Source organism: Candidatus Woesearchaeota archaeon, assembly GCA_030651375.1.
Classification (GTDB): Archaea; Nanobdellota; Nanobdellia; order Woesearchaeales; family UBA12501; genus JAUSFM01.
On record JAUSFM010000003.1, the window covers coordinates 240,448 to 262,234 of the forward strand.

The 21,787-nt window shown below is 46.3% G+C and carries 28 protein-coding genes; 19 read left to right on the top strand and 9 right to left on the bottom strand.

The window, feature by feature from the left end; genetic code table 11:
• Window position 1: 1 nt before the first annotated feature.
• Window positions 2–1,492 carry an AMP phosphorylase gene (locus tag Q7R76_01265; GenBank protein ID MDO8642202.1) on the top strand — a complete coding sequence of 497 codons (1,491 nt, stop codon included), beginning with the start codon at window positions 2–4 and terminating at the stop codon, window positions 1,490–1,492.
• Window positions 1,493–1,532: 40 nt separating this feature from the next.
• On the opposite strand, the gene Q7R76_01270 is transcribed toward Q7R76_01265, so the two are convergent.
• The 3 genes from Q7R76_01270 to pth2 all read right to left on the bottom strand — a co-directional run bounded on the left by Q7R76_01270 (window position 1,533) and on the right by pth2 (window position 3,971).
• The gene (locus tag Q7R76_01270; protein MDO8642203.1) at window positions 1,533–2,849 is read right to left on the bottom strand and encodes a hypothetical protein; all 1,317 of its coding nucleotides are present in this window, start codon (window positions 2,847–2,849) and stop codon (window positions 1,533–1,535) included.
• Window positions 2,850–2,858: 9 nt separating this feature from the next.
• The gene (locus tag Q7R76_01275) at window positions 2,859–3,509 is read right to left on the bottom strand and encodes a helix-turn-helix domain-containing protein (GenBank protein ID MDO8642204.1); all 651 of its coding nucleotides are present in this window, start codon (window positions 3,507–3,509) and stop codon (window positions 2,859–2,861) included.
• 66 nt (window positions 3,510–3,575) lie between these two features.
• The gene (gene pth2 / locus Q7R76_01280) at window positions 3,576–3,971 is read right to left on the bottom strand and encodes a peptidyl-tRNA hydrolase Pth2 (GenBank protein ID MDO8642205.1); all 396 of its coding nucleotides are present in this window, start codon (window positions 3,969–3,971) and stop codon (window positions 3,576–3,578) included.
• 93 nt (window positions 3,972–4,064) lie between these two features.
• Between pth2 and Q7R76_01285 the strand changes: the two genes are divergently transcribed.
• The 3 genes from Q7R76_01285 to Q7R76_01295 all read left to right on the top strand — a co-directional run bounded on the left by Q7R76_01285 (window position 4,065) and on the right by Q7R76_01295 (window position 5,427).
• Window positions 4,065–4,268 (top strand): zinc ribbon domain-containing protein, encoded by a 204-nt coding sequence (locus Q7R76_01285; protein ID MDO8642206.1) that lies wholly within the window; start codon window positions 4,065–4,067, stop codon window positions 4,266–4,268.
• A gap of 55 nt (window positions 4,269–4,323) precedes the next feature.
• A complete protein-coding gene (locus Q7R76_01290; GenBank protein MDO8642207.1) occupies window positions 4,324–4,548 on the top strand; it encodes a hypothetical protein in 225 nt (74 codons plus the stop codon).
• Between the two features lie 117 nt (window positions 4,549–4,665).
• Window positions 4,666–5,427, top strand: a complete 762-nt coding sequence (locus Q7R76_01295) for a hypothetical protein (GenBank protein ID MDO8642208.1) — start codon at window positions 4,666–4,668, stop codon at window positions 5,425–5,427.
• A 44-nt stretch (window positions 5,428–5,471) separates the two neighbouring features.
• Here the strand turns inward: Q7R76_01295 and Q7R76_01300 are convergent, their stop codons facing one another.
• Window positions 5,472–5,828 carry a hypothetical protein gene (locus tag Q7R76_01300; protein MDO8642209.1) on the bottom strand — a complete coding sequence of 119 codons (357 nt, stop codon included), beginning with the start codon at window positions 5,826–5,828 and terminating at the stop codon, window positions 5,472–5,474.
• 183 nt (window positions 5,829–6,011) lie between these two features.
• On the bottom strand, window positions 6,012–6,776 hold the full coding sequence (locus tag Q7R76_01305) for a hypothetical protein (protein ID MDO8642210.1): 765 nt from the start codon (window positions 6,774–6,776) through the stop codon (window positions 6,012–6,014).
• A 125-nt stretch (window positions 6,777–6,901) separates the two neighbouring features.
• On the opposite strand from Q7R76_01305, the gene Q7R76_01310 reads away from it, so the two are divergent.
• The 5 genes from Q7R76_01310 (at window position 6,902) to Q7R76_01330 (ending at window position 10,086) form a co-directional block, all read left to right on the top strand.
• Window positions 6,902–7,120, top strand: a complete 219-nt coding sequence (locus Q7R76_01310) for a hypothetical protein (GenBank protein ID MDO8642211.1) — start codon at window positions 6,902–6,904, stop codon at window positions 7,118–7,120.
• A 130-nt stretch (window positions 7,121–7,250) separates the two neighbouring features.
• Window positions 7,251–8,378 (top strand): tryptophan--tRNA ligase, encoded by a 1,128-nt coding sequence (locus Q7R76_01315; protein MDO8642212.1) that lies wholly within the window; start codon window positions 7,251–7,253, stop codon window positions 8,376–8,378.
• A 58-nt stretch (window positions 8,379–8,436) separates the two neighbouring features.
• Window positions 8,437–8,976, top strand: coding sequence for a dCTP deaminase (gene dcd / locus Q7R76_01320; protein MDO8642213.1), 540 nt, complete (start codon window positions 8,437–8,439; stop codon window positions 8,974–8,976).
• Window positions 8,977–9,019: 43 nt separating this feature from the next.
• Window positions 9,020–9,826, top strand: a complete 807-nt coding sequence (locus Q7R76_01325) for a VIT1/CCC1 transporter family protein (GenBank protein ID MDO8642214.1) — start codon at window positions 9,020–9,022, stop codon at window positions 9,824–9,826.
• Window positions 9,823–10,086 carry a hypothetical protein gene (locus Q7R76_01330; protein MDO8642215.1) on the top strand — a complete coding sequence of 88 codons (264 nt, stop codon included), beginning with the start codon at window positions 9,823–9,825 and terminating at the stop codon, window positions 10,084–10,086. The genes Q7R76_01325 and Q7R76_01330 overlap by 4 nt, the downstream gene beginning before the upstream one ends.
• On the opposite strand, the gene Q7R76_01335 is transcribed toward Q7R76_01330, so the two are convergent.
• Complete coding sequence (locus Q7R76_01335) at window positions 10,044–10,481, bottom strand: hypothetical protein (protein ID MDO8642216.1); 438 nt, start codon at window positions 10,479–10,481, stop codon at window positions 10,044–10,046. The genes Q7R76_01330 and Q7R76_01335 overlap by 43 nt on opposite strands.
• 50 nt (window positions 10,482–10,531) lie before the next feature.
• On the opposite strand from Q7R76_01335, the gene Q7R76_01340 reads away from it, so the two are divergent.
• From Q7R76_01340 to Q7R76_01375, 8 genes are all read left to right on the top strand, one after another.
• Window positions 10,532–10,843 (top strand): hypothetical protein, encoded by a 312-nt coding sequence (locus Q7R76_01340; protein MDO8642217.1) that lies wholly within the window; start codon window positions 10,532–10,534, stop codon window positions 10,841–10,843.
• A gap of 49 nt (window positions 10,844–10,892) precedes the next feature.
• The gene (locus tag Q7R76_01345) at window positions 10,893–11,105 is read left to right on the top strand and encodes an AbrB/MazE/SpoVT family DNA-binding domain-containing protein (GenBank protein MDO8642218.1); all 213 of its coding nucleotides are present in this window, start codon (window positions 10,893–10,895) and stop codon (window positions 11,103–11,105) included.
• On the top strand, window positions 11,099–11,467 hold the full coding sequence (locus Q7R76_01350) for a type II toxin-antitoxin system VapC family toxin (GenBank protein MDO8642219.1): 369 nt from the start codon (window positions 11,099–11,101) through the stop codon (window positions 11,465–11,467). Before Q7R76_01345 ends, Q7R76_01350 begins: the two co-directional genes overlap by 7 nt.
• Before the next feature lie 61 nt (window positions 11,468–11,528).
• Window positions 11,529–14,393 (top strand): serine/threonine-protein kinase, encoded by a 2,865-nt coding sequence (locus tag Q7R76_01355; protein MDO8642220.1) that lies wholly within the window; start codon window positions 11,529–11,531, stop codon window positions 14,391–14,393.
• Window positions 14,394–14,422: 29 nt separating this feature from the next.
• Window positions 14,423–15,412 carry a hypothetical protein gene (locus Q7R76_01360; protein MDO8642221.1) on the top strand — a complete coding sequence of 330 codons (990 nt, stop codon included), beginning with the start codon at window positions 14,423–14,425 and terminating at the stop codon, window positions 15,410–15,412.
• Window positions 15,409–15,546 carry a hypothetical protein gene (locus Q7R76_01365; protein ID MDO8642222.1) on the top strand — a complete coding sequence of 46 codons (138 nt, stop codon included), beginning with the start codon at window positions 15,409–15,411 and terminating at the stop codon, window positions 15,544–15,546. The genes Q7R76_01360 and Q7R76_01365 overlap by 4 nt, the downstream gene beginning before the upstream one ends.
• A complete protein-coding gene (locus Q7R76_01370; protein MDO8642223.1) occupies window positions 15,543–17,447 on the top strand; it encodes a hypothetical protein in 1,905 nt (634 codons plus the stop codon). The genes Q7R76_01365 and Q7R76_01370 overlap by 4 nt, the downstream gene beginning before the upstream one ends.
• Complete coding sequence (locus Q7R76_01375) at window positions 17,444–18,421, top strand: hypothetical protein (protein MDO8642224.1); 978 nt, start codon at window positions 17,444–17,446, stop codon at window positions 18,419–18,421. The genes Q7R76_01370 and Q7R76_01375 overlap by 4 nt, the downstream gene beginning before the upstream one ends.
• Before the next feature lie 12 nt (window positions 18,422–18,433).
• Here Q7R76_01375 and Q7R76_01380 read toward each other — a convergent pair whose 3' ends face one another.
• A complete protein-coding gene (locus Q7R76_01380) occupies window positions 18,434–18,808 on the bottom strand; it encodes a helix-turn-helix domain-containing protein (GenBank protein MDO8642225.1) in 375 nt (124 codons plus the stop codon).
• Window positions 18,809–18,846: 38 nt separating this feature from the next.
• Complete coding sequence (locus Q7R76_01385; GenBank protein ID MDO8642226.1) at window positions 18,847–19,182, bottom strand: hypothetical protein; 336 nt, start codon at window positions 19,180–19,182, stop codon at window positions 18,847–18,849.
• An 81-nt stretch (window positions 19,183–19,263) separates the two neighbouring features.
• Here Q7R76_01385 and Q7R76_01390 point away from each other — a divergent pair, with 81 nt between their 5' ends.
• Window positions 19,264–19,917: an HD domain-containing protein gene (locus Q7R76_01390; protein MDO8642227.1), complete on the top strand. Its 654-nt coding sequence runs from the start codon at window positions 19,264–19,266 to the stop codon at window positions 19,915–19,917.
• Between the two features lie 46 nt (window positions 19,918–19,963).
• A complete protein-coding gene (locus Q7R76_01395; GenBank protein ID MDO8642228.1) occupies window positions 19,964–20,560 on the top strand; it encodes a hypothetical protein in 597 nt (198 codons plus the stop codon).
• 7 nt (window positions 20,561–20,567) lie between these two features.
• Here Q7R76_01395 and Q7R76_01400 read toward each other — a convergent pair whose 3' ends face one another.
• Window positions 20,568–21,479 (bottom strand): hypothetical protein, encoded by a 912-nt coding sequence (locus Q7R76_01400; protein ID MDO8642229.1) that lies wholly within the window; start codon window positions 21,477–21,479, stop codon window positions 20,568–20,570.
• Between the last annotated feature and the right edge of the window lie 308 nt (window positions 21,480–21,787).

Sequence of the window (21,787 nt, forward strand, 5' to 3'; positions counted from 1 at the left end):
GATGAAACTGCTTGTCAAGGATATGGACATTGCAACCGGCGGGCCGCTTATTGCCATCATCAACCGGGAAGATGCCGAGAGGTTTGACCTGCACGCTACGGATCGTATTCTTCTTACTAAGGGAAACAAAACTAGTATTGCTATTGTTGATATTGGCGAATCTGGAAGGGCGGCACCTGTCGGAAAAATCGGCTTGTTTGAAGAAGTCATTGATGCACTCCATGCAAAAGATGGTGATGAAGTCCATCTGAAAATTGCTGACAAACCCATTGCGCTCAAGCACATTAGAAAAAAATTGGATGGGCATCCGCTCAATGAGAAAGAAACATATGAGATTATCAAGGATATTGTCGACGGAAAACTCATCGACATTGAACTCACGTATTATGTCACGGCAAATTATATCTGGGGCATGAGCCTCAAAGAGATTGTCCATCTCACCAAGTCTATGATTCACACCGGCGACCAGCTCCACTTCGGCAACCGCATGGTGGTGGACAAGCACTGCATCGGTGGGGTGCCTGGCAACCGCTCAACCCTGGCAGTGATTCCGATTCTTATCGCGGGAGGATTATGTGTGCCAAAAACATCGTCACGCGCAATCACCTCACCTGCCGGCACCGCAGACACGATGGAAGTGTTATGCAATGTGTGCCTCAACAGCAGTGAGCTGAAGCGCACCGTCGCAAAAATCGGTGGGTGCATGGTCTGGGGCGGCGCCATCAACCTCGCGCCGGCAGATGATGTTATCATCAATGTTGAGCACCCATTGAGCATTGATGCTGAAGGCCAGCTCATTGCTTCGATCATGGCAAAAAAAGGCTCGGTTGGCTCAACGCATGTGCTCATTGATATTCCTATCGGAACGGGTGCAAAAATTGGTTCACACCATCAGGCACGTCGGCTGAAACGGCTGTTTGAAATCGTCGGCAGGGAAATCGGCATCAAAGTATTTGTCGTGCTCACCGACGGGCGCCAGCCCATTGGCAACGGCATTGGTCCGGCACTGGAAGCGCGCGACGTTATGTGGATGTTATCGAACCACCCCAACCAACCACTGGACCTGCGCAAAAAATGCGTCACTATGGCAGGTTACATTTTTGAAATGACTGGCAGGACGCGCACTGGTGAGGGGAAAAAATTAGCAGAAAAACTTCTTAGTACTGGCGCTGCATACAAAAAAATGTGGGATATCATCAACGCGCAGGGCGCTAACATTAAGAAAATTGATGACATAGAAATCGGGCGGTTCTCGCATGATATTCTGGCACCGCGCAGCGGCATAGTGCGCCACATCGATAACACTATTATTGCAAAAATTGCGCGGCTCGCTGGCTGCCCAAAAGACAAACGGTCAGGCCTCTATTTGTACAAGCACGTCGGCGACCAGGTTGCAAAGGGAGAGAAACTGTTTACGATTTACACGCAGAGCAAAGAGCGATTAGTATATGCGAAGAACCATGACGGCTTTTCTGCAGTCAAGATACGATAATTGAGAAAAAAAGGTATAAAAAATTAAGAAGAGAATATAGTTAAGAAAACAGATTTTTGAAAAACCCAACGAACCGGTAAAAGAATCCTCCGTTACGGACTTTTATTCTGCTGTTTTGCTGCTGAGGTTGAGCAGATTTGCTCGCGTTCTCTGTTCCGGATGCTGATTTTTGTGTGTTTTCTGCATCTCCATCTGATGATGTTGTTTCATTCCCGTCACTGGTATGGTTGCTTTCACGCGCCTGTTGTTTTCGCTTGCGTTTTTCTTCAAGCTCTTTGAGCAGGTCAGCTTTGCGGCGTGCTTGCTCATCGGCTGAAAGAGTTCCCGTCGTACGTGATGATGAACTAGAAGTTGAGGGCTCTTCTTTTGTACGCGTGCTGGGACGGAAAACGCAGAGCGTTGCATAGGTCGTCTCGCTTACCGTGCCGCCACTATCGCTGGTTTCTGCCTCGTTCCACAGGTCAAGAAGCTGAACCGCCACATCATTCTGCGCAGCTTTTGCTGAATCGCCGAAATGAAGTGATTCAAATGCGTCATTGCGCACGCCATCGCTGAATTTTATGGTGGCAGCATAAGCTGTATATTCCCCATCAAGAACCGCCCAGTTGAACGTAATCCAGAAACGGTCACGAATTTGATTCTCGCCGGAAAAAGTGAGTTCCTGCTTTTCGCCTTTGGCCATTTTAACTTCGATTTGTTTTTCATGCGCATCGCACAGATTAGTAATGCTATCCATGAAAAAATATTTCTGGCAGTTTTGGTATTCTTCTTGATAATTGATTCCTTTTTGCTCGCAGAAGCGGCATTGTGATGTGCGCTCGGTTTTTCCCTCGTCACGAATCAGCGTGCAGAGTTCAGGATTGTGCAGGTTCTTGGCAACTTTCATGTAGCAGCCGACGCGCTTGCCGGGGCTGACAAAATTAGCGCAGAGCGTGGTGTCATTTCGCTTTTTGTCGAGAATAGCAGAGAAGCAATCGTCCTTGTATTTCTCATCTTTGATAAAGTCAGTGCAGATGTACTGGTCCTCGGCAGTCTTGACAAACTTGAGGAAGCACCGGTTGCGCGCGTCGGCGCCACGGGCATCTTTGGGAATTTTTTTGCAGAGCTCAATATCATCCAGGGTTTTGGCAAATGAGCCAATGCAGCTTCCCCGCATAGAATCGGATACAATGCGGTCACAAATTTTAATGTCATGCCGTTGGATGGCAATTTCCTTGATGCAGTTTTCAACACCTGACACACTGTGCTGGCAGAACACATCAATTGAATCAGCATGGACAACAATTATGATAGAGAGTAAAAATAGAAAGGAGACGATGAGCACGGACAGTTTTGTTGTTGTATGGGTTTGTTTCATGGATTCACCTCAAGCAACCAGCGCAAGCTTCTTGCACTTGCGGAAGAGCGTTTCAGAGCGAATGCCGATTTTTTTTGCGGTTTGCGCCATGCGGTGGCCATTTTCATCAAGCGCCTTTTGCAGGTATTCAGCTTCAAAAACCTCTTCTGCATCTTTGAGCGGCAGCGGCTCATCCGGCAGATTGTCGACGATTTCCTTGGACAAGCCGGAAACGCTGTGGTACGCGCGCTCCAGTTTTGCCGGATGCAGCACGGATTTGTAGCTGTCAAGCACATCCTCAATCATGGATGTCACCGCTGACTGCTTGACTTCGTATGCTTTTACCATATCGGTCCGTATTTGGTCAATATCAATTTTTCCTTTTTTTGCAAGGCGGTGAACCGAGCGCCGGTCAACCGCAGCGATGCGCGCAACTTCAGACACATTGCCGTACGTTATCAGGAGGAGCTTGCGCAAGTACGCTTCCTTAAACCGCTTTTTTGCGTCTTTAAATTTTATTTTTGTGTCGATGTGAAAATCGAAAAACGGATTCTTGCCCAGTTTCGCTGTGATATCTCGGCTCAATTCGCCAATGGTCACGCCAAGAATCTGATGCAGGCTGTGCTCAACTTTTGGCTCAATTTTTTCCTTGATAACTTTCTCAAGATCAATGTGGTGCATATCCAAGAAATGAGAAGTGGTGTTTTTATAGTTTATGGTTAGATAGGATTGTTAGATAGCTTGTGGTTACAGCGGCCTGAGTTTCCCCGTCACCACATCAATTTTTTTTTCGAGCTCGGGGCCGATGCTGCAGCAGGTTTTCGTGCCCGGCGCAACAACGGTTTTGCCGGCATCCACTACCACACAGGTGACCAGCCCTTGCTTAAGCGCGCTGGCAGCGTAGCTCATCATCTCCTGCTCGGTTCTCACGGCAAGCACCACTTTTTTCATGCCCTCACGGTGCCACGCTCCGATTATTTTCTTGTCGGACTCAAGCACGCCGTCAACGCTGGCGTGGGCAACCTGCGCTGCAAGCTTTCCTGCCGGCATTTTCAAATCAGTGCGCACGAGAATGACCTGTTTGAAGGCAGTACTGGATTTTGACAGGAAGCGGTCAACGAGTTTAGTGATAATGCGTTTCATGCATTTTTAAAGGTTATTTCGCTTTATAAAGTTTTTTAAAGGCCAATGAAAAGATTTAATAATCAAAGGATATCTTGAAGGATTGGTGAAACGATGGTAGAATGCAAAGACTGCAGCAATGATGCATTGAGCGGTGACAACTTCTGCAGGACGTGCGGCAATGAGATTGAGGAGCACGACGTGCATACATGCGACTGCGGCGTGGTTGTCCATGAAAACGACCAGTTTTGCCACAGCTGCGGCGCTGAATTTGAAGGCGTCGAAGAAGTTGAAGAAACAGAAGAAGAACAGGGATAGGCCGAACAGTTCATGCTCAACGTAGTTTAAACTAATTAAAAAATGAGGTGAAGACATGGGAAAAAAAGCACGATGGGACGGCGGCGATGTCGTCATTGACAGTACCGGCATGAAGTTTAAGGTTGGCTGGTATCAGCAACATCCGGCAAAGAGCGCAGCAGCGCGCGCGGCGTTGGGAAAATTCAGGCGCGGCGACAGTGTGCAAATTGAGCTGGTTGATGCAAAATCACCCAAGGGAGACAGTGTACGCCCCGGCACAAGCCGTGCACGCATTCTGTAAGTTTTTTCCATGAAAAATCTCATCAGCGCAGCTGGTGCTGATTTTTCTTGGACTTATTTTTCTTAATATCTGTTTGTAATGAAAACATATAAAAAGGCCTGAATCTTGTATTCGCCTATGAACGAGGTGCGCGATACGGTTGTTGTTCTTGGAGCACTACTCTTTGTTCTTTCATGCATTGCGGTGCTCCGGCCTGGAACGGCAAGCATAACCGGCGATATCTCGTTTTTGCGGGCAGATGATGACATAAACAGAATCAGTTTTTACGAATACTTCGTCGACACACAGGATCTTTCCCTGCTCAATTACGCGCGCACGACAAAATTGCAGGAAAAAAACTGCGGCTGGATGGGCTGCCCGAACTGCCTGTTAAACACCTGTTTCACCGGCTCAATCTTTAAGATGGACGAGCACAACGGGCGCGTGTGGATTGCGAATTATGACATTGATTTCAACACCTTGCGCAAGCACGCGTATTGCTATATGTTTATTGATGAAGAGAAGCTTATCACGCATGAAGGCTTTTATGACATTGTGTTCGAACGGCCAATCGCATCACACGGCTGGCAGGCGAATCCGAAAGCCAAGGAGGCCAAAGAATGGACTGGCTGGCGGCTGTACAGCTGGCGCAACATTTCGGCGCCTCCACTCGAATGCCTAAGCTCCGGCATCATCGAAAAATGGCAGGCAGTGCCAAGCAAGCGGGCTGAAGCGATTGAGGAAGCAAAACAACGGCAGAAGGAACGTGAAGAAAAAAAGCTGGGCAAGAAAACGCAAGCCGGAGAATTTGTGCCGGTGTCACAGATTGACGCACCAGAGCCAAAAGAAGAAGATTTTATGAATGATATGATTAACGACCTGAATGTCGCACAGGGTTAAAGTAAAAAAAATAAAAAGAAAGAAAAAAACAAAAAATAAACGATTTATGCAGATATGCCAACAACTTGGTCGTGCACGTTAACCTTGACGGTTACCGGCTGGCCGATGGCATAGTTCTGTTTGCTGACAACATCACGGTACACTTTGGCGTTCTGGACATTGCTGTCTTTTGCAACGCTCACAAAGTAGCCGTAATTGACCGGCAGCACACCCACAACAGTACCCGAGACTGCCTGTTGGAAGTCCACGTAGTTCTTTTGCGGATTGGTAACGCCTTCAGGCGCACCCGCTGCGGCTTGTGCTTCCTGCGCGCTGTCCTGCTTTTGAGGAGCGGACTGTTGCGTGCAGCCAAGCACAACAAGTGCCAGCACTATTAACATAGCAATTATTTCTTTTCTCAAAGTTCCACCTCGCGTTATGCGATTAGCGATTTAATCGTTGTCAGAAACCCCTAAACCCCCCAAAAAGGAGGTTATTTATAAACCTTTGGGCAAAGCTTTAAAAAGGGTTTTTTAGAGGCCCGATGAAACAAAAGAAGGACAAAAAAGAAAGATAGATAGATATAAAAAAAATAGATAAAAAGATTAGTTGCCTACGGTACCGTCAATCCACGGCCGCCGCTCTCGGCACCAGTTGCTTTCGCTGCCTGCTGCTATTTCTGCAGCGCATCGGTCAGCCCATGAGGAATAGGCGTCTTTTCCGTAATCAACCGAACCAGTGTGGCCAAAATACCCTGCCGGCCAACCGGCGTCAGCGCGGTAGTGCGGAAGGAAGGTGTCTCTGCATTGCAAAAATTCTTGGTAGTTCTTTGCCTTGGCGCAGACACGAACACCATCCTGGGGTGCAACCCACGGCGGAAACTCGCCACGGTAGGAATAGTATGAGCCTTCCCAGTAATTAAACATCGAATCATAAAATGCTGGATTGTTTTCGCAGTGGTTTACCAAGCGGAAAAAATCGTTGGTATCATCAATCTGCAGGTACAGCGAGTCATACATCCAGTCCCAGTCGTGGCACAATTCGCGGCGGCTTGACCAATCCGCTCCTGCCCCCTTATTTTCAGCAAGCCGGTCAAATCCATTTCTGACTTCATTGCGCAGCCGGCTGTCGCGGTTCGCATCGTTCACTTCGTAAAAATACATATCATCGCGCAGTGCATCGGTATCATCGGTGCCGTAATATGAGTGATAATCCCCTATTCCCTGAGAATACTTCTGCGCCTGCAAGGCTTTGACTTGTTCGATTTCATCATCGTTTTGAATTTCATAGGTCCGCGCTGCAGCTGCAGCGGAGAAAAGTGAAAACAGCAAAGCACTGATGACTACCAGTCCAATAAAGCGTCGTGACATACAAAATACCCCCGTGAAGAGTGTCAAGAAATAGACGATGATTTATAAATATTGTTGTGGTGGAAACTAAAAACTTTATATAGTATAAAAACGTGGGGGTAGATAGTAGTATAAGAGGAAACAGGATGGCTATTGATTACTGCGAAGTATTGTATACGATGATACTAAACGTATCTCCGAAAAACCTGTTGATTATAGTGGCTGCAATTGGTGCGGGAATAATCTTTTTTTCAGTTGTAACCACACTAGCTCACAAGATTACGGGAAGTGATATCGAGTTATCTTTTTTGTCTTTTAATTTTAAAATAAAAAAGGGTGAGAAAAATGGCAAATCGAATAAGTAATATCACCTTGGTAACAACCATACTCGGTTCGCTTATTGGAAGCGGATCAGGATTGGGCGGGATTTTTGTTGGGTGCGTACTTGGTTTTGGCATAGGAATACTTATTGATAGTGCACAGAGGAGATAAACAATGAAGCCAGCAGAGCAACAGGTCACGCCGTGGGAGGTCACCGGTGCAGTTGACTATGAAAAACTCGTGAAGGAATTCGGCACTGAACCACTCAACGACCAGCTCCTCAAACAAATAAAAAAACAGGCAGGGGAACTTCATTATTTTCTGCGGCGAAAAATCTTTTTCTCGCACCGCGACCTTGGCTGGCTGCTGAATGAGTACGACAAAAAAAATCCGTTCTTCCTCTATACTGGCCGCGCGCCATCCGGCGGCATTCATCTCGGCCATCTCGTGCCATGGATGTTCACGAAATGGCTGCAGGATGTGTACAATGTTGATTTGTGGTTCCAGTTTCCGGATGAAGAGAAATTCCTGTTCAAGAAAGATTTGACACTTGAAGATACAGCGAAGTGGACTGAAGAAAATATGTGCGACGTCATCGCCCTCGGCTTCAACCCAAAGAAAACGCACTTCCTTGTTGACACAAAACACGCCGGCACCATGTACAAAGAGGCCTGCCGTGTCGCAAAAAAAATAACATTCTCCACTACGCGCGCAACGTTCGGCTTTACCAACGAGCACAACATCGGCCAGATTTTTTACACCGCCATGCAGGCAGTACCTGCATTTTTACCCAGTGTGCTCAAGGGAAAGAACATGCCCTGCCTTGTGCCGCTGGCTATTGACCAAGATGCGCACTTCCGGGTGTGCAGAGACGTGCTGCCAAAGTTGGGGTATCCGAAGCCCGCGATTATCCACTGCAAATTTCTTCCGCCGCTCGGCAGTCCGCAGGGAAAAATGTCAGCGTCCGACACAACAACTGCTGTTTACACAACCGACACGCCAAAAGAGGTCGAGCATAAAATCAAAAAATACGCCTTCTCCGGCGGCGGCGCGACGGTTGAAGAGCACCGCAAAAAAGGGGGCAATCCGGAGATTGATACCGCATACCAGTGGCTCACGTTCTATGAAGAAGACGACAAAAAACTGAAGAAGATTTATGATGACTATACCTCTGGCAAATTATTGTCTGGTGAGTTAAAGATGATTCTGATTGAAAAAGTAAATACCTTCCTGAAAAAACATCAGGCGGCGCGAGAAAAGGCGAGAGATAAGATACCGGAATTCATGTATGAAAATAAATAGTATCACACTCCCATCATCTTTATATACTTCTGATTGATTGCCAATAATAGGTGATAGTGTGGTACTTCCTGATGTTGAATTAAAAAAGATGCTTGCAGAGGGTACATTGGTCATTGAGCCGCTCGACCTTGACTGCGTCCAGCCGGCGTCGGTTGACTGCAAATTAGGCAGCAATTTTCTTGTAGTTGAGTCCAACAAGATGGAAATTATCACACTTGATTCTGAAATTCACTACCGCGAAATTGAAGGCGAAACAGTAACAATTCCGCCGCATTCATTCGTGCTGGCAACCACCCAAGAATATTTCAAAATTCCGAATGATATGGTTGCGTTTGTTGAAGGCAGAAGCTCTATCGGCCGCATTGGCCTGTTTGTGCAAAACGCCGGCTGGGTTGATCCCGGATTTGAAGGAAAGATTACGCTCGAATTATACAACGCAAATTCGCTTCCGATAAAACTGCAGGCCGGCAGAAGAATCTGCCAAATGGTTTTTCACAAAATGAACACAGCGGCAGAGCGGCCGTACAGCGGCAAGTACAAAGGACAGCAGAAGACGGTTGGCAGCAGGGTGTTTGATGATAAGGAAGTCGGTAAATAAGTTCTCAACAATCTTTATAAACAACAAACGCCCCACAAGAGCCATGCCATCCAGCCTCACCCGCAGCATTGAAAAGGCACGCGACGCATTCAGAACAAAAGATGTTTCTGCAAGCATCGCAGCGCACGCGGGCATGGGCAAAAAAAAACATGAAGAAACACACGGAAACGCAAAATACCTCAAAAGTGTTGTGTATGGAGGACTGGACGGAATTATTACGACGTTTGCAGTAGTCGCCGGTGCAACGGGCGCATCGTTTTCAACCACAGTTTTATTGGTTCTCGGTTTTGCAAATCTGTTTGCTGACGGCATATCGATGGCGTTTGGTGATTACTTAAGCACCAAAGCAGAGCGCGAATATCATGGAGCGGAACGGGAACGCGAAGAATGGGAAGTGGACAATCACCTGCAAGGAGAAAAACGGGAAATGATTGAAATTTATATTGGCCGCGGCTTGTCGCGCGGTGATGCCGAACGGGTTGTTGATATCATTTCAAAAAAGAAAAAAACATTTGTGGACATCATGATGCTTGAGGAGCTTGGTATTGTTGAAGATGATGAATCACCGCTGAATAATGCAGTGGCGACATTCGTGTCATTTGCAGTGTTTGGCATTATCCCGCTTTTAACGTATGTACTTGGAACTTTTTCAGGTTTTGCAGCGGCGAATCAGTTTGTTATGGCAAGTGTGCTGACGGGGTTGGCATTGTTTACCCTCGGCGCGCTCAAAGTGCAAGTTACCCGCCGAAATATTTTAGTATCAGGGCTTGAAATGCTCCTCCTTGGTGGCATTGCTGCTGCTGTAGCATATGGCATTGGCTATTTCCTTGCTGGGGTGGTGGGCGCATGAACGTGAAAGAGCAGAAACGGCAGCAGCCGGAAGAAGAACCCGGCGAAGCAAGGTTATATGTCTATGCCGTCGTTGCCATTATTGTTATCACTGGAATGGTGGTTATTTTGATGAACAACGGGCGCGTGTCTGATGTTGAAAATCTTGACGCGCGCGTTGCAAAGGTGTATGCAACGGCGCCGCCCTACTCAATCCAGCACGTGTTTGAAAATAAAACTCAATATCCGCCAGAATCAGCAGTGTATGACGCTGCGCGGTGATAGGGCTTTTCTTTTTCGGTTTTTGTTTCAACACGCACAATGTCTTCATTGAGAAATTCAGTGAGGTGTGCGGTCCATCCGCAGTCACATCCGATCATGCAATTCTTGAGTGTGTCGACGTGGAATTGCGCGTCGTATTTGTCTGAAACTGGATGATAATTAGCGTCGTGATGGTGCTGTTCTTCTTTTTGTTGGTCTTGCTGATGTTCTGTTTTTTCTTGTTCGTTTTTTTGTTCCACGGCGTGAGAAAGTTTGCTGGTGTCTTCAATAACGTGCAACTCGAATTTTTCATCTTTCTTGTGCATCGCTGCATGCTTGTGGTGGGCAAGCGTTAATGCCTGATGGAGAAGCTCGTTTTGCACGGCGTCTTCGATAGAATTGTTCCGAAAGTGCATAGAGTAGTTTAAAAGAAAGGCTTTTATATTGTTTCGCTTTTTGCAGTGGTATGATTGAGCAAGTTCATTTCCCCAAACCCCGCGTGCACCTTTTTGTCTGCATCAATGATCGCCAAGAGACAACCGGCATGCCGAGCTGTTGCCCGCGCATGACCAAAGCGCAGGTCAAGGAAATCAAGCACTGGATACAGCAGCAAGGCCTGACCACACAAGTGTATTGCACATCGGTCAAATGTCTTGGATTCTGCAATGAAGAAAAAAGTATTTGTTGTGCCTATCCGTCAGGGCGGTTTTTCAAGATTGATGGTGTGGAGGATTGTAAGAAGATAATTATACAGGAGTTAAAAAACCAAAACATTTAAATATAACTAAGTTATTCTAAGTATAATTAGATTAACAAAAGGTGGCACCATGACCGAAGTCGAATGCATCACGCGGCGCTGGGGAAACTCTCTTGGTATTGTGATTCCGAAAGAGATAATCGAACAGCACCATATTGACGAGAATGAAAAAATCACCTTGTCGTTCAGTAAAAAACAGAAGGCAGCAGAGTTTTTCGGCCTCTGTGCAGGCTGGGCAAAATCAACTGACGAGATTAAAAAAGAGATGAAAAGGGGATGGTAAGCTATTTTTTTGATAGTTATGCTGTGATAGAAATTCTCAAAGCAAATCCGAACTATTTTAAATACCGCGAAGAGCCAGTGACCATAACGATTCTCAATCTCATTGAAATTGTTGCAGCTGTACATCTTCAGTTTGGAAAAGAAAAAGCAGAAGAGATATATGAAAAATTCAAGTCATGCGTTCAGGAAGTGACCAAAGACATCGTTATAGAAGCAGTAGGATTTAGAGAAAAATATAAGAAAAGGGACATATCCTACGCCGATGCGGTTGGCTACATCAGCGCCAAAAAAGGAGGCATGCTGTTTCTCACCGGCGATAAGGAGTTTGATCATTTTCCGAATGTTGAATTTGTGAAAAAGTGACTTCTAAATAGTAGTTATAAAAGAAAGTCTTAAATACGAGTAGTATGGAATCGCACCCAGTATGAGCGACCTCACCCCTTACCAACCCGGCACGCCGTTTCTTACGCAGTTCAAGATAATCAAACAAATCGGCAGCGGCGGCATGGCAACGGTGTATGAGATACAGCATATTCCCACAGGCCAGACCGCAGCACTGAAGCTTCTTGATTTTAGCAAAGCCAAAAAATGGGACAGCGAAGAAGAGCAGGAATTTCGGCGCGAAGCAGAAGCATTGCGAAGCATCAGCCACCCGAACGTCGTCGGCTACGGCCACTCATTTCTTGAAGACGTCGGCGGATACGGAAGCGCATTCCACCTCCTGCTGGAACTTATCAACGGAAAATCAGTCAAAGAGGTTATCGACCCGCGCGGAAACGCACGCTATCATTTTTCAGCCGATGAAATTGATAAAGTCCTTCTTCAATCAGTCGATGGCCTTGATGCCGCACATGAGCGCGGCATTGTCCACCGCGACCCGACACCCCACAACATCATGCTTGAATATCCCAACGGCTGGCAAGAAGGCCAACCGTTTGCCTTTGAACGCGTCGTGGTAACTGACTTTGGCGTTGCACGGCTTCGCCCCCACATCACCGGAAGTGAAACGATTATTGGCAAGGCAAATTATCTTGCACCAGAACAACGGCGAAACGAAAGCACTTCGTCTGCAACTGACTGGTACATTCTTGCAGAAACTGCCGTTGCTGCGGCAACTCATCGCGAGCCTCCCATTTTTGATGATCCCCGATTTCAGGCATCAGAAACCAGCAAGTATGACCCTATTGATTTGATTCAACGGGCAACGAATATTCATCCCGCAACCAAAATAACGCTCGAAGCCATGCTGCGCGAGAATAAAAAAGATCGGCCGCAGCGAGCTGATGATGTACGGAAACTTCTGGTGCAGAGCGGTGGAACGGTTGGAAGGTACAATCCAAAAACGCGGCTGTATGAGGTGGAAGAGAAAACTTCAGGATTACATGACCATGTCATGGGCGCGCTTGAAGAAGTGCGGGCAGAGAAAAAACTGCCGGGGCCAGCAGAACACGAAACATTCACAACCGCCCTCGCAAAACCAACCGGCGCGCTGATGCCGAAGGAGATGAGTGTTGAGGCGTTAAATAAAGCAGTGCCGCATACAGTAGAATGGTATCACACAAAAACACCAGTCCTTAGTGGAATAGCAGGAGCGGTGATTGCAGGAGGCGCCGGTGGACACTATCTCTTACAGACGGGCATCGCTGAAAAATTGCTTGAGCTCTCGGCTCATCCTGAGAATTACACCTTAGGACAAGGTGTGCTCACTGCTGCCGGATTTTTTGGAGGGATGGTAGCCGGCGCATTGAAGATATACAAAACACTCAACAATAAACATCCACCCACCCGCGCCCTTGCGAAGATGGATGAGGAGTATAAGGAAAGAAACTGGTTGCAGAGAGGGTTGGAATGGTATGCTGATAATGTAAACTCAGATGCAGCGATATGGTGGTTGTCACCGGTAAAGTTAGCCTGTGCAACAGGCCTCGGAACATATGTAGGTGTTATGGGCGCAGACATACTTTCCACTCTTATGGCGGCAGCAGGCGGATTGATAGGTGGAACTGTTATAGATGTGTTCTTTCAAATTGGAATGCACGAAACGGGAAAAATCGAAGATGTTGATACTTTGGGAACCTCTCTCCTCCGTAGACCGTACAAAGCAAAAAACACTTTCGAAAAAGAACATGACAACTTAGTCGACGGACACCACAGTTTCCCACAGGTTGAACAAAGATACGGCGCCAAAGCACGACAAACGCTTGTGCGCAATTACGCGACGAAACATTTGGAAGCAGGAGATTATGATAAAGTAACACAAGTTTTCGACTACATCACTGGTGAAATAAATAGAAAATGGGTAGTTGAAAACACGCCACGAAAAGCAAAAAAATTCGCGCGGCAGGAAGCAGGGCTTCTTGAGGATATTTGTCTTGGATTATTAACAAAAGGCGCCTTGGACGAGTTAGGGCATATAAGAACCAATAATTTTCGTTTAGATAGTGCAGAACGTGGTAGGGACTTTAACACAGTAGAATATGTCCTCGGCGCCAAGAAAACAGCCGCCATCGACGCGCTCGCCCGCGACCGATTAAGATCATCACATCACCGTTTATACGGCAGAACAGAAGATGATGCAGACGTCAAACAATACGCTGGATTATGCAGAGCCTTCGGCATGGAGCCGAACCTTGAAAAACTCACCCGCGCATTGGTTCCAGCGCCGGTGGAAGAGGCGCGGGGGATAATGAATTCGGATGCCAGGGAGACACATAGAAAGGGCAGAATATCTTATCAAGAGTATTGCGAAAAATTATTGACCAAAAGAATTGATGAAGTATCGGGAGAAGTAGAGCGCCAAGATGGTTATAAAGCCCGACAAGAGATGGCGCGATTCGACTCAAAAGTATTGTTGAACCGGGGGTCTTATGATAGAGTTGTAGAAATAGTAGATTGTGTCTTCAACAAGATTGCAGAAGAAATGAAAATATACAGAGATATGCATTCAATGCCCGGGCTAAAAGAGCATATCGAAGAGATTATGTACGGCCTTCTCAATAAAGGTGCATGGAAACAGCTTGCTGACCTGCGAACAAAAACAGCACCGAAATACACCGGAACACCCGGATCGTATGAAACAAGAAATATCTTTGAGCAAATCGTCCGTGATAGTAATCATATACTATTCGACAATGTCATTCGCACACGACTGCGTGAAGTGCAACCATACGTCAAAGACGCGACAGCAGAAGAGTTAAAAGGATACGAAGCGGCGTGCAGAGCTTTTACAGCAGCAAGTTGGAAGAATGATGAATTCGAACAAAGGAAAAGAGAATTGAATTTATTTTGATGAATCATAAACCAAAAAAACTGATCACCATGAGAATGTACATCACAACAACGCATCACGGCCATCCGGTTGTGCAGCATCCTCATCCTATTGAACTTGCCATTGTGCCGGTCAAGGGAGAGGCTCTGCATCAGAGCGTGGTACTCCACCCACGCTATGTTCCTGATACGGTTCCCCATCGAAAAGTGCAGGTACACGCGCATGTACGCGGCCGCACCATTGACCTGTTTCTCGACGAGCCGCTCGTCATTGATGGAGAAGCATTTGGCGTGCTTACGTTCAAAGGAATCGGTGCTGACGCAGATGAAGAGTTAATAATCAATCCTCATGCGTGGTATTCAATAAGAGAGTACTGGAAAAATAGGCATGATAGGGGAAGATACTCACAGGTCGAAAAGCGCCGCTGGGGCATGATGACTGAAAAAGAAGCAAAGGACGAACATCTCGATACCACCTTGAGTGATTTGAACATTCCTCAAATTCCCCATGTCGGCCATAATCGGGTGCCGGACAAAATTGGAGAATGCATACGCAAACAGTATAATACAAGAAAATGCCCCAATCTTGGCCAACTGGTGCGTGCCTGCAAGACAAATATACGATACAATACAACCGCTGCAGGTTTGGATAGTGAAGTAATGGAATATATCGATCCAGAAGCACTCGCACGAATTGACGCGCATTTTTTTGCGGTTCAACAGCAACTTGCCCGGGAAGGAAAAATGTTGTATGCGAATGGAGCAGTACGAGATAACCGGTATATTGACGGCAGATTTTGCGATGTGGAAAATTATGCAGTGAGACCATATCAAAACGAAGAAGCAGCAAAGCTAGTATTTAGTGTGATGGAGGAATCTCTAAACAGATTGGGATATTTCAGGTTGGGTGACCGAGGGAAACTCGACGAATATGTAACAACCTTAAAAGAAATAGTGGGAATAGGAGATGAACGATGGAATCCAACACTGTTTGGAATAGAACTCATGCTGGCAGAAGCCGCACGAAACAACACACCATGAAACACAAGCTCTCCATCACGGTTGACGAGGATGTTATCCTGAAAATGCGCGAAAAGATACGTGAAGGCACGTTCAGGAATAAAAGCCACCTTATTGAGTATAGTGTGAAGAAGTTGCTGGAGAAGGAAGAATGAGACTCACTGATGAAATTGAGGCGGCAGTAACTGCAGGTAATTCTTCAAAAGTTCGCAAACTTTTAAACATCTTTTGGCGTACGTGCAATACAGGCGGAAAAGGAAGACCACAAAAAAAACCGCATGTTCGTACGCTGGATGATATTACCAGTGAACACTCAAATTTTAGAAGGTTAGGGGAGATTTTTTCGGTTCCATCAGGCAACGGCCTGAAATTTCGCCGGAGTCTTGCAGCAACAAACGTTTTTTCTGAAGATTTGGAAGACCCACAGTATGGACGACGCGATCAGGAGTATGCAGCCAAACACGCCCTGTATAATCGACTGGGAAGTTTAAGTTATTATTTCAAACAGGTTACCGATCCTGATGTGCTTGAACGCAACAGGCGTGTTTTAGCAGGGACACACACATTTAGAAGGTATCTCCAAGAACAAGGTGTTACATCGCTTGATGATATAAAACAAGATCCGCATGCTTCGGCATCATTAGGAACACTACTGGGGTCTAAGCGAGGCAACCCTAATGCGCTGCGCAAGCGACTGGTCGCATTAAGGGCATATTCGGCACAAATGAGTGCATGTACACAACGAGTGAGGGAATATATTGCTCGTTCAGTTATTTCTGGAGAAGCACGGGATTCTTTTTATTTCACCGAGGTCGGATCAGCCATCATCGAAGAGAACCGACAGGCGCTGGTACATACAAAAGCATTCAGAAGATATCTTCAACAGCAAAAAGTGCAATCACTTGATGATATTACCGAAGATATGACGTCGCAACGCATGAGCACGCTCTTCGGGTTTAAACCGCACCGGCCGAAAGAGTTTCGCCGTCAGTTAGTACGCTATAATACTTTTTCAGATCACTTGGGAACCTACACCCCCAATGATCGAGAGTATATCGCGGAACAAATCCTCGATCGGTTGAAAAGTTCTGTAAAAGATGTCCAGGTCTCGTACTATTTCTCTGAAGTTGATCAACCAACCCTTGAAGATAATAGAGACCTCCTGTTGCAAACGAAAGCAGTGCAGACGTTCTTAGCAAACGAAGGCGTCAATCTTGCAGATCTTGCCAGCACACTTACGACACCTCTTACTCAATCTTTTTTCAGACGGTACTTTGATGTTGAGAAACAGTCGCCACCTCTAACCGGAAAGATTGTCGCGCCGTGGAGTTCAGATGAAGAACAGCGACTAACGAATCTGGTCCAGGCATATGCTACTCCCAAGGAATTTGGTATTGATTTGTATGGCGACTTCCGCCCGTATTGGGAAACAGGATTTGGAAGGAGTGCGAGTGCAATCAGAAAAAAGGCAGGAGCATTGAGACTTATTCCCACCCTGACCGGTACAGGCAACGGAGGTGGCACCAAAAAAATTGTGTACCCTTTCCCACCCATTCACGAACAAGAATGTGGAGGTTTAACTATGTTATTCCCTCTACTCGCCAAGGCATTGCAGCATGGTGATAGTCCAGATTTTGTTCCTGTCTTAACGTTTGAGAGTGTAGGACATGGAAGATATATCCACGCCACGCTTCCTATACACTATCAAGGACCAAAGCTTGCACACTACAATGCTGAAGAACAAGAAACGATGAAATTGGCACTGTTGTACCTTACTCAAGGAGCATCTTTCCGCGAACAGTCTAATGGAAGTAGAGAAGCACCACCACACTGGCACACGCTAGCTGATACGCTCGGCAAACCATCAGTAATACAGTTGAAACGAGGTACAGAATCTTTTGTGCAACTTCTCGTACCGCATAGAGAAGAGATTGATGGAAAACAAACACCACAATTAATTACACTTCCAACGAATGGTCCAGTATATCTTCATTATCACCATCAAGATCAAATCAGCTATGATGATGTGCGTGGAACACCAAAGGTACAAACATGAACCTTCGCACTATTCTCAGTCTCGTTGCAGCATTAGGCACTGCATCACCGGCATTCGCACAAGAAGCACAACCAAAACCTCCAAAAGACAGTCTCAAATTAGAAGATATCATAAAAACACCGATAATGCAGAAAGATGTGACTGTCTATTACGAAATTGAGAATCACCCCGATATTCATCGAAATGAGTTTCAAACAGCAGTGGGACTTGTTCAAACCTTTTATGAACAATATCAAGTGAATATCCGATTTATTCCCGTACAACATTTGTACGATGCTCCCATTGACCGAAAAACAAAATTCGGATTGAGGTATAGTTCTACAGAAAGTTTTGCGTATGAATACAATAGTTTCATATTAGGGATTGATATAAACCAACTAGATAAACAAGTGCAAGAGTTATGTTACACGGCACAGACTGAATCTGCTATTGATACCTGTCTTGACTTTAAAGCAACAAAAAAAGAGCTGGTAGGCTACTCGACAGAAATGTTCAGGACTGAGAATGTTGACGGATTAGCCATGCCAACCTATGGAAGAGCAAGTGTCCATCTCACAAAAGGAAAATTTTCTACTGAAATAACGTGGCTTGAGAAATTGCCTAAGCTTGAAAGATGGAGCCAGTATGCGAGTGATGTTCCATCATACTTTTTTGCAGGTGTTATAGCACACGAACTGGGTCATCTCTGGGGTCTTTTTCACCCTGTATGTGAAAATGATGGAATAGATCGTTTTCGTCATGGCACGGCAAATCTTATGTTGGATGTAAACACCGGTTTTTTTTCAGAAGTAATAAATCAATTAGAAAATAGTTTTTCTCTTTCTTCTCTCGGAAAATTTATTACACCAGCTCAGGTTGCAGTTATGCATAACTATTTATCAGGCGGCAGTGTGTTTCAGGATCTGCAAGCACGCGATTTACATGGTTATACTGAACACCTTGCAAAGGCAAACAAGTGGCAAGACTGCAAGTAAGACGAACAATAATCACTCATTACAGCACACCGTACAATTCTTCGGAACCGTTGCATCAAATTTTTTATGCACGTCACAGATGCTTTTGATGTGTTTTGAGTCACGGAGAAATATCGTAAGGTCGTAAATGTGTTTCATCGCGTGACTCTTGTCGCCGATAATTTTCTTCGCCGTTTCCTTGATTTTTTCTTTGAGTTCAGGCGTTGAATGAAATTCGGTAGCGCGCTTTGAGGAAAAGTATTGTGAAATCGCAGATTCAGTCACCCCGAGCAGCTCGGCGGCCTCTTTCTGTGAGAGATGGTGCTCCTCAATGAAAACCCGAGCAAGTTCACGGCGCAGCGCAGGAATGACGTACCACACTTCAATCTCTTGGGGCATGAGTTTCATAGAGCTAAGAAATTAAAAGAGGTATAAAAAGGTATCAGTTAGAAAAGCGCGACATCGCGTGGTTCACAACCGGGAACATAGCTTTGTGCTCCGAGTGGCGCAAGAAGATCGTTTTGGATTGCATCGAGATGGGCACGGGAATAGGGCAGGTTTATATTTGCAGCCAAACTTTTTTTATTCACATAGCCGTCAAGGGTGTCTTGTAGTGGTTCTGGTTGTCGAGTTGTTAGATGGGTTGTTAGGCGGTGAAGATCAGAAGAGGGTGAGGAAATAGGTGAAGCAGATGGAATGAGAGTGACGTTTTTATGGCCAGAGGTAGGATATGCTGTAATTGGCTCATGGTAAGAGCCGAGATAATCACAAAGAGGACTCATGGAGATAAAATAGCATCCAATAATATAAAATTTGTGTAAAAAAACACAAAATTTAGATATGCCCTAAGAAGGAGTAGGTGCATGAACCAAAAAGAGATTCTGGCAAAAACAGCATCCTTCGTCAAGCAAAAACTTGAGGGAGAAGGTACGGGACACGACTGGTGGCATATTGTGCGCGTGCGAAACAACGCGATAAAAATTGCGCGTGAAGAAGATGCAGACCTTTTCATCGTCGAACTTGCGGCGCTGCTCCATGACATCGCTGACTGGAAATTTCATGGCGGGGATGAAGAGGTAGGGCCGAAAGCAGCGCGTGAGTGGCTCACCCAGCTGGATGTTGACGAACCAATTATCGCGCACGTCTGCGACATCATAAAACATATCTCCTTCAAAGGCGCCGGTGTTGCAACAAACATGAAAACAAAAGAGGGCATGATTGTGCAAGACGCTGACCGCCTCGACGCTATGGGCGCCATTGGCATTGCGCGCGCGTTCGCCTACGGAGGCCACAAAGGGCGGGAACTGCACAACCCCGACATCCCGCCGGAACGCCATGAGTCATTTGAACAATACAAGAAAAGCACCGGCCCAACGCTGAACCATTTTTATGAAAAACTGTTTCTGCTGAAAGAGCTGATGAATACGCCAACGGGAAAAAAGATGGCAGAGGAACACCATGCTTTTATGGAAGAGTATGTTGCACGATTTTTGGATGAGTGGCAAGGAAACAAGTAATCAAACATGGAAATACTTTTAAAGTTTCAGATACAAAACACAGCCCATGTCAATTGTTGATGTGCTTGAAGAAAGTCGGATTAAACTTCACGAGGTTGATCTTTCTCTGGTCAAAGCATCTGATCCGCAAAATTACCGCCAAGTTTGTGGAAGAATTCCTGAAGCAATGGTCGCCCAGTGGCTGGCAGGCTGTCCAGAAATAGAGCGGGATACTGATGTTCCTCGACGAGTAAACGGGTATCGGTTAGAACAACGGGCGTATGGCTCGGTAACGGTGCATGACTCAAGAACAGACCGACTCATCCGTGAATTTGACGGTTTGATTTGGTATAATAGGCAGCCATTTGTCGTCGAAGTAAAAGGCGGTGAGCTGAAACGCAGAGAGCGGCGGGTGAGAGAACTGTTGGATATGGGCAGACATGTGTATGACCGACGCGATGTGGGGCTGGTTGTGTTTATGCCGTTTTCAGCGTCAACCGAGCATAGCCGACGGCAGCTCGAACAGCAGTTTAGACGATTATGGTTTGTGGATTTAAGATATAAAGGATGGATGATGGGAGAGACAATGAGAGATTACCGACGACTGAACCAGCAGGGTGAGGAACCGGCAAAGTATTGGAGAATGTATCGACAACGTGGTTAAAAATTTTCTAAACTTCCCACAGCCCCGGCGCGAAATGCCGCAGGCGTTCACACTCACCAGTTTTTCCACGAAGAAGTTTTTTGATGCGTTCTTTGAACAGCCCTGCACGGACAAGGCCATTTTTCTCGACGAGCGCAAGGCCAAGTGCTGAGGGCATCTGCTCCTGACGCCGAGGAAGTGTATGGTAACGGCGTACCAAGTCGCTCGTGCGCACAGCAAAGTACTCATCGATATGGTTGAGCACAAACGGAGCATGCAGTTGACGAGGTGAAGCCAGATAATCAGCAAGCGTCAAGGCCATCAGCGGAAGGTTTTGCTGGCCGCGACGAAAGAAGACGAACTCCTGCTGAATTTTGTGGTGGAGCCCGTCTTGAAGTGCGTCGTGCATTTTGGTATATGCTACGGCGTGGGGAAACACCGCGCCTTCGTACAGCAGTTCAAGCAATTCGAGATACGCGCCATGCATCGCAACGTGGCGCGCAATTTTTTCAACACCGAGATGGCGCGCGTGAAAATATAAATCAATTTCTTTTGATTCCTGCCCTGTTTTTTTGTAGTCGGAATAGAGCGCGCTGAAATCGTGAAGCAGGCCATGGACGTACGCTTCGTCCGGAGGAGGAAGGTCGAGAGCCGGATCTTGTTTCAACAAGCGGTCGCAGAGCACACGATAGAGCGTTCCAACGCCGTGAATATGCTCGAGATACTGTTCCTTGCGTTGGATTTGCGAGTTTGGTTCAGCAGCAATGCCTGCAACCATCTCACGCGTCACGCTCGTCGGCTCTTCCTGAAAAACACGAAACACATCAATCACTCGCTTTGCGAGATCTGATGCAGAAGCAGGAGGGTTCCAGTACAGCAGCGCATCATCAACAAAAAGGTCTGCCAAAAATGGCGCGTTGAGCTGGTAGGGGGCGTCCATGATATAGAGAAAAAGTGTTTTGTTTAAAAGACTTTTGGATAGATGGAAATGTCGTGCACAACAGTTTTTTTGCGTTAGCAAAAAAAATGTTGGTTGTTATGGACGCGTCGGGAACAATCTTTTGCTGCGCAAAAGCTTGTATTTTGCCGGGTGGGCTTCGCGTTGCTCAGCCCACCGAACACGTTGTGTGTCAAATATGCTTATCGTGTGCGCGAAGCGCCGTTTTTTCCGGAGGAAAAAACGCCGTCCGTCGTCCACAACAGTTTTTTTGCGTTAGCAAAAAAAATGTTGGTTGTTATGGACGCGTC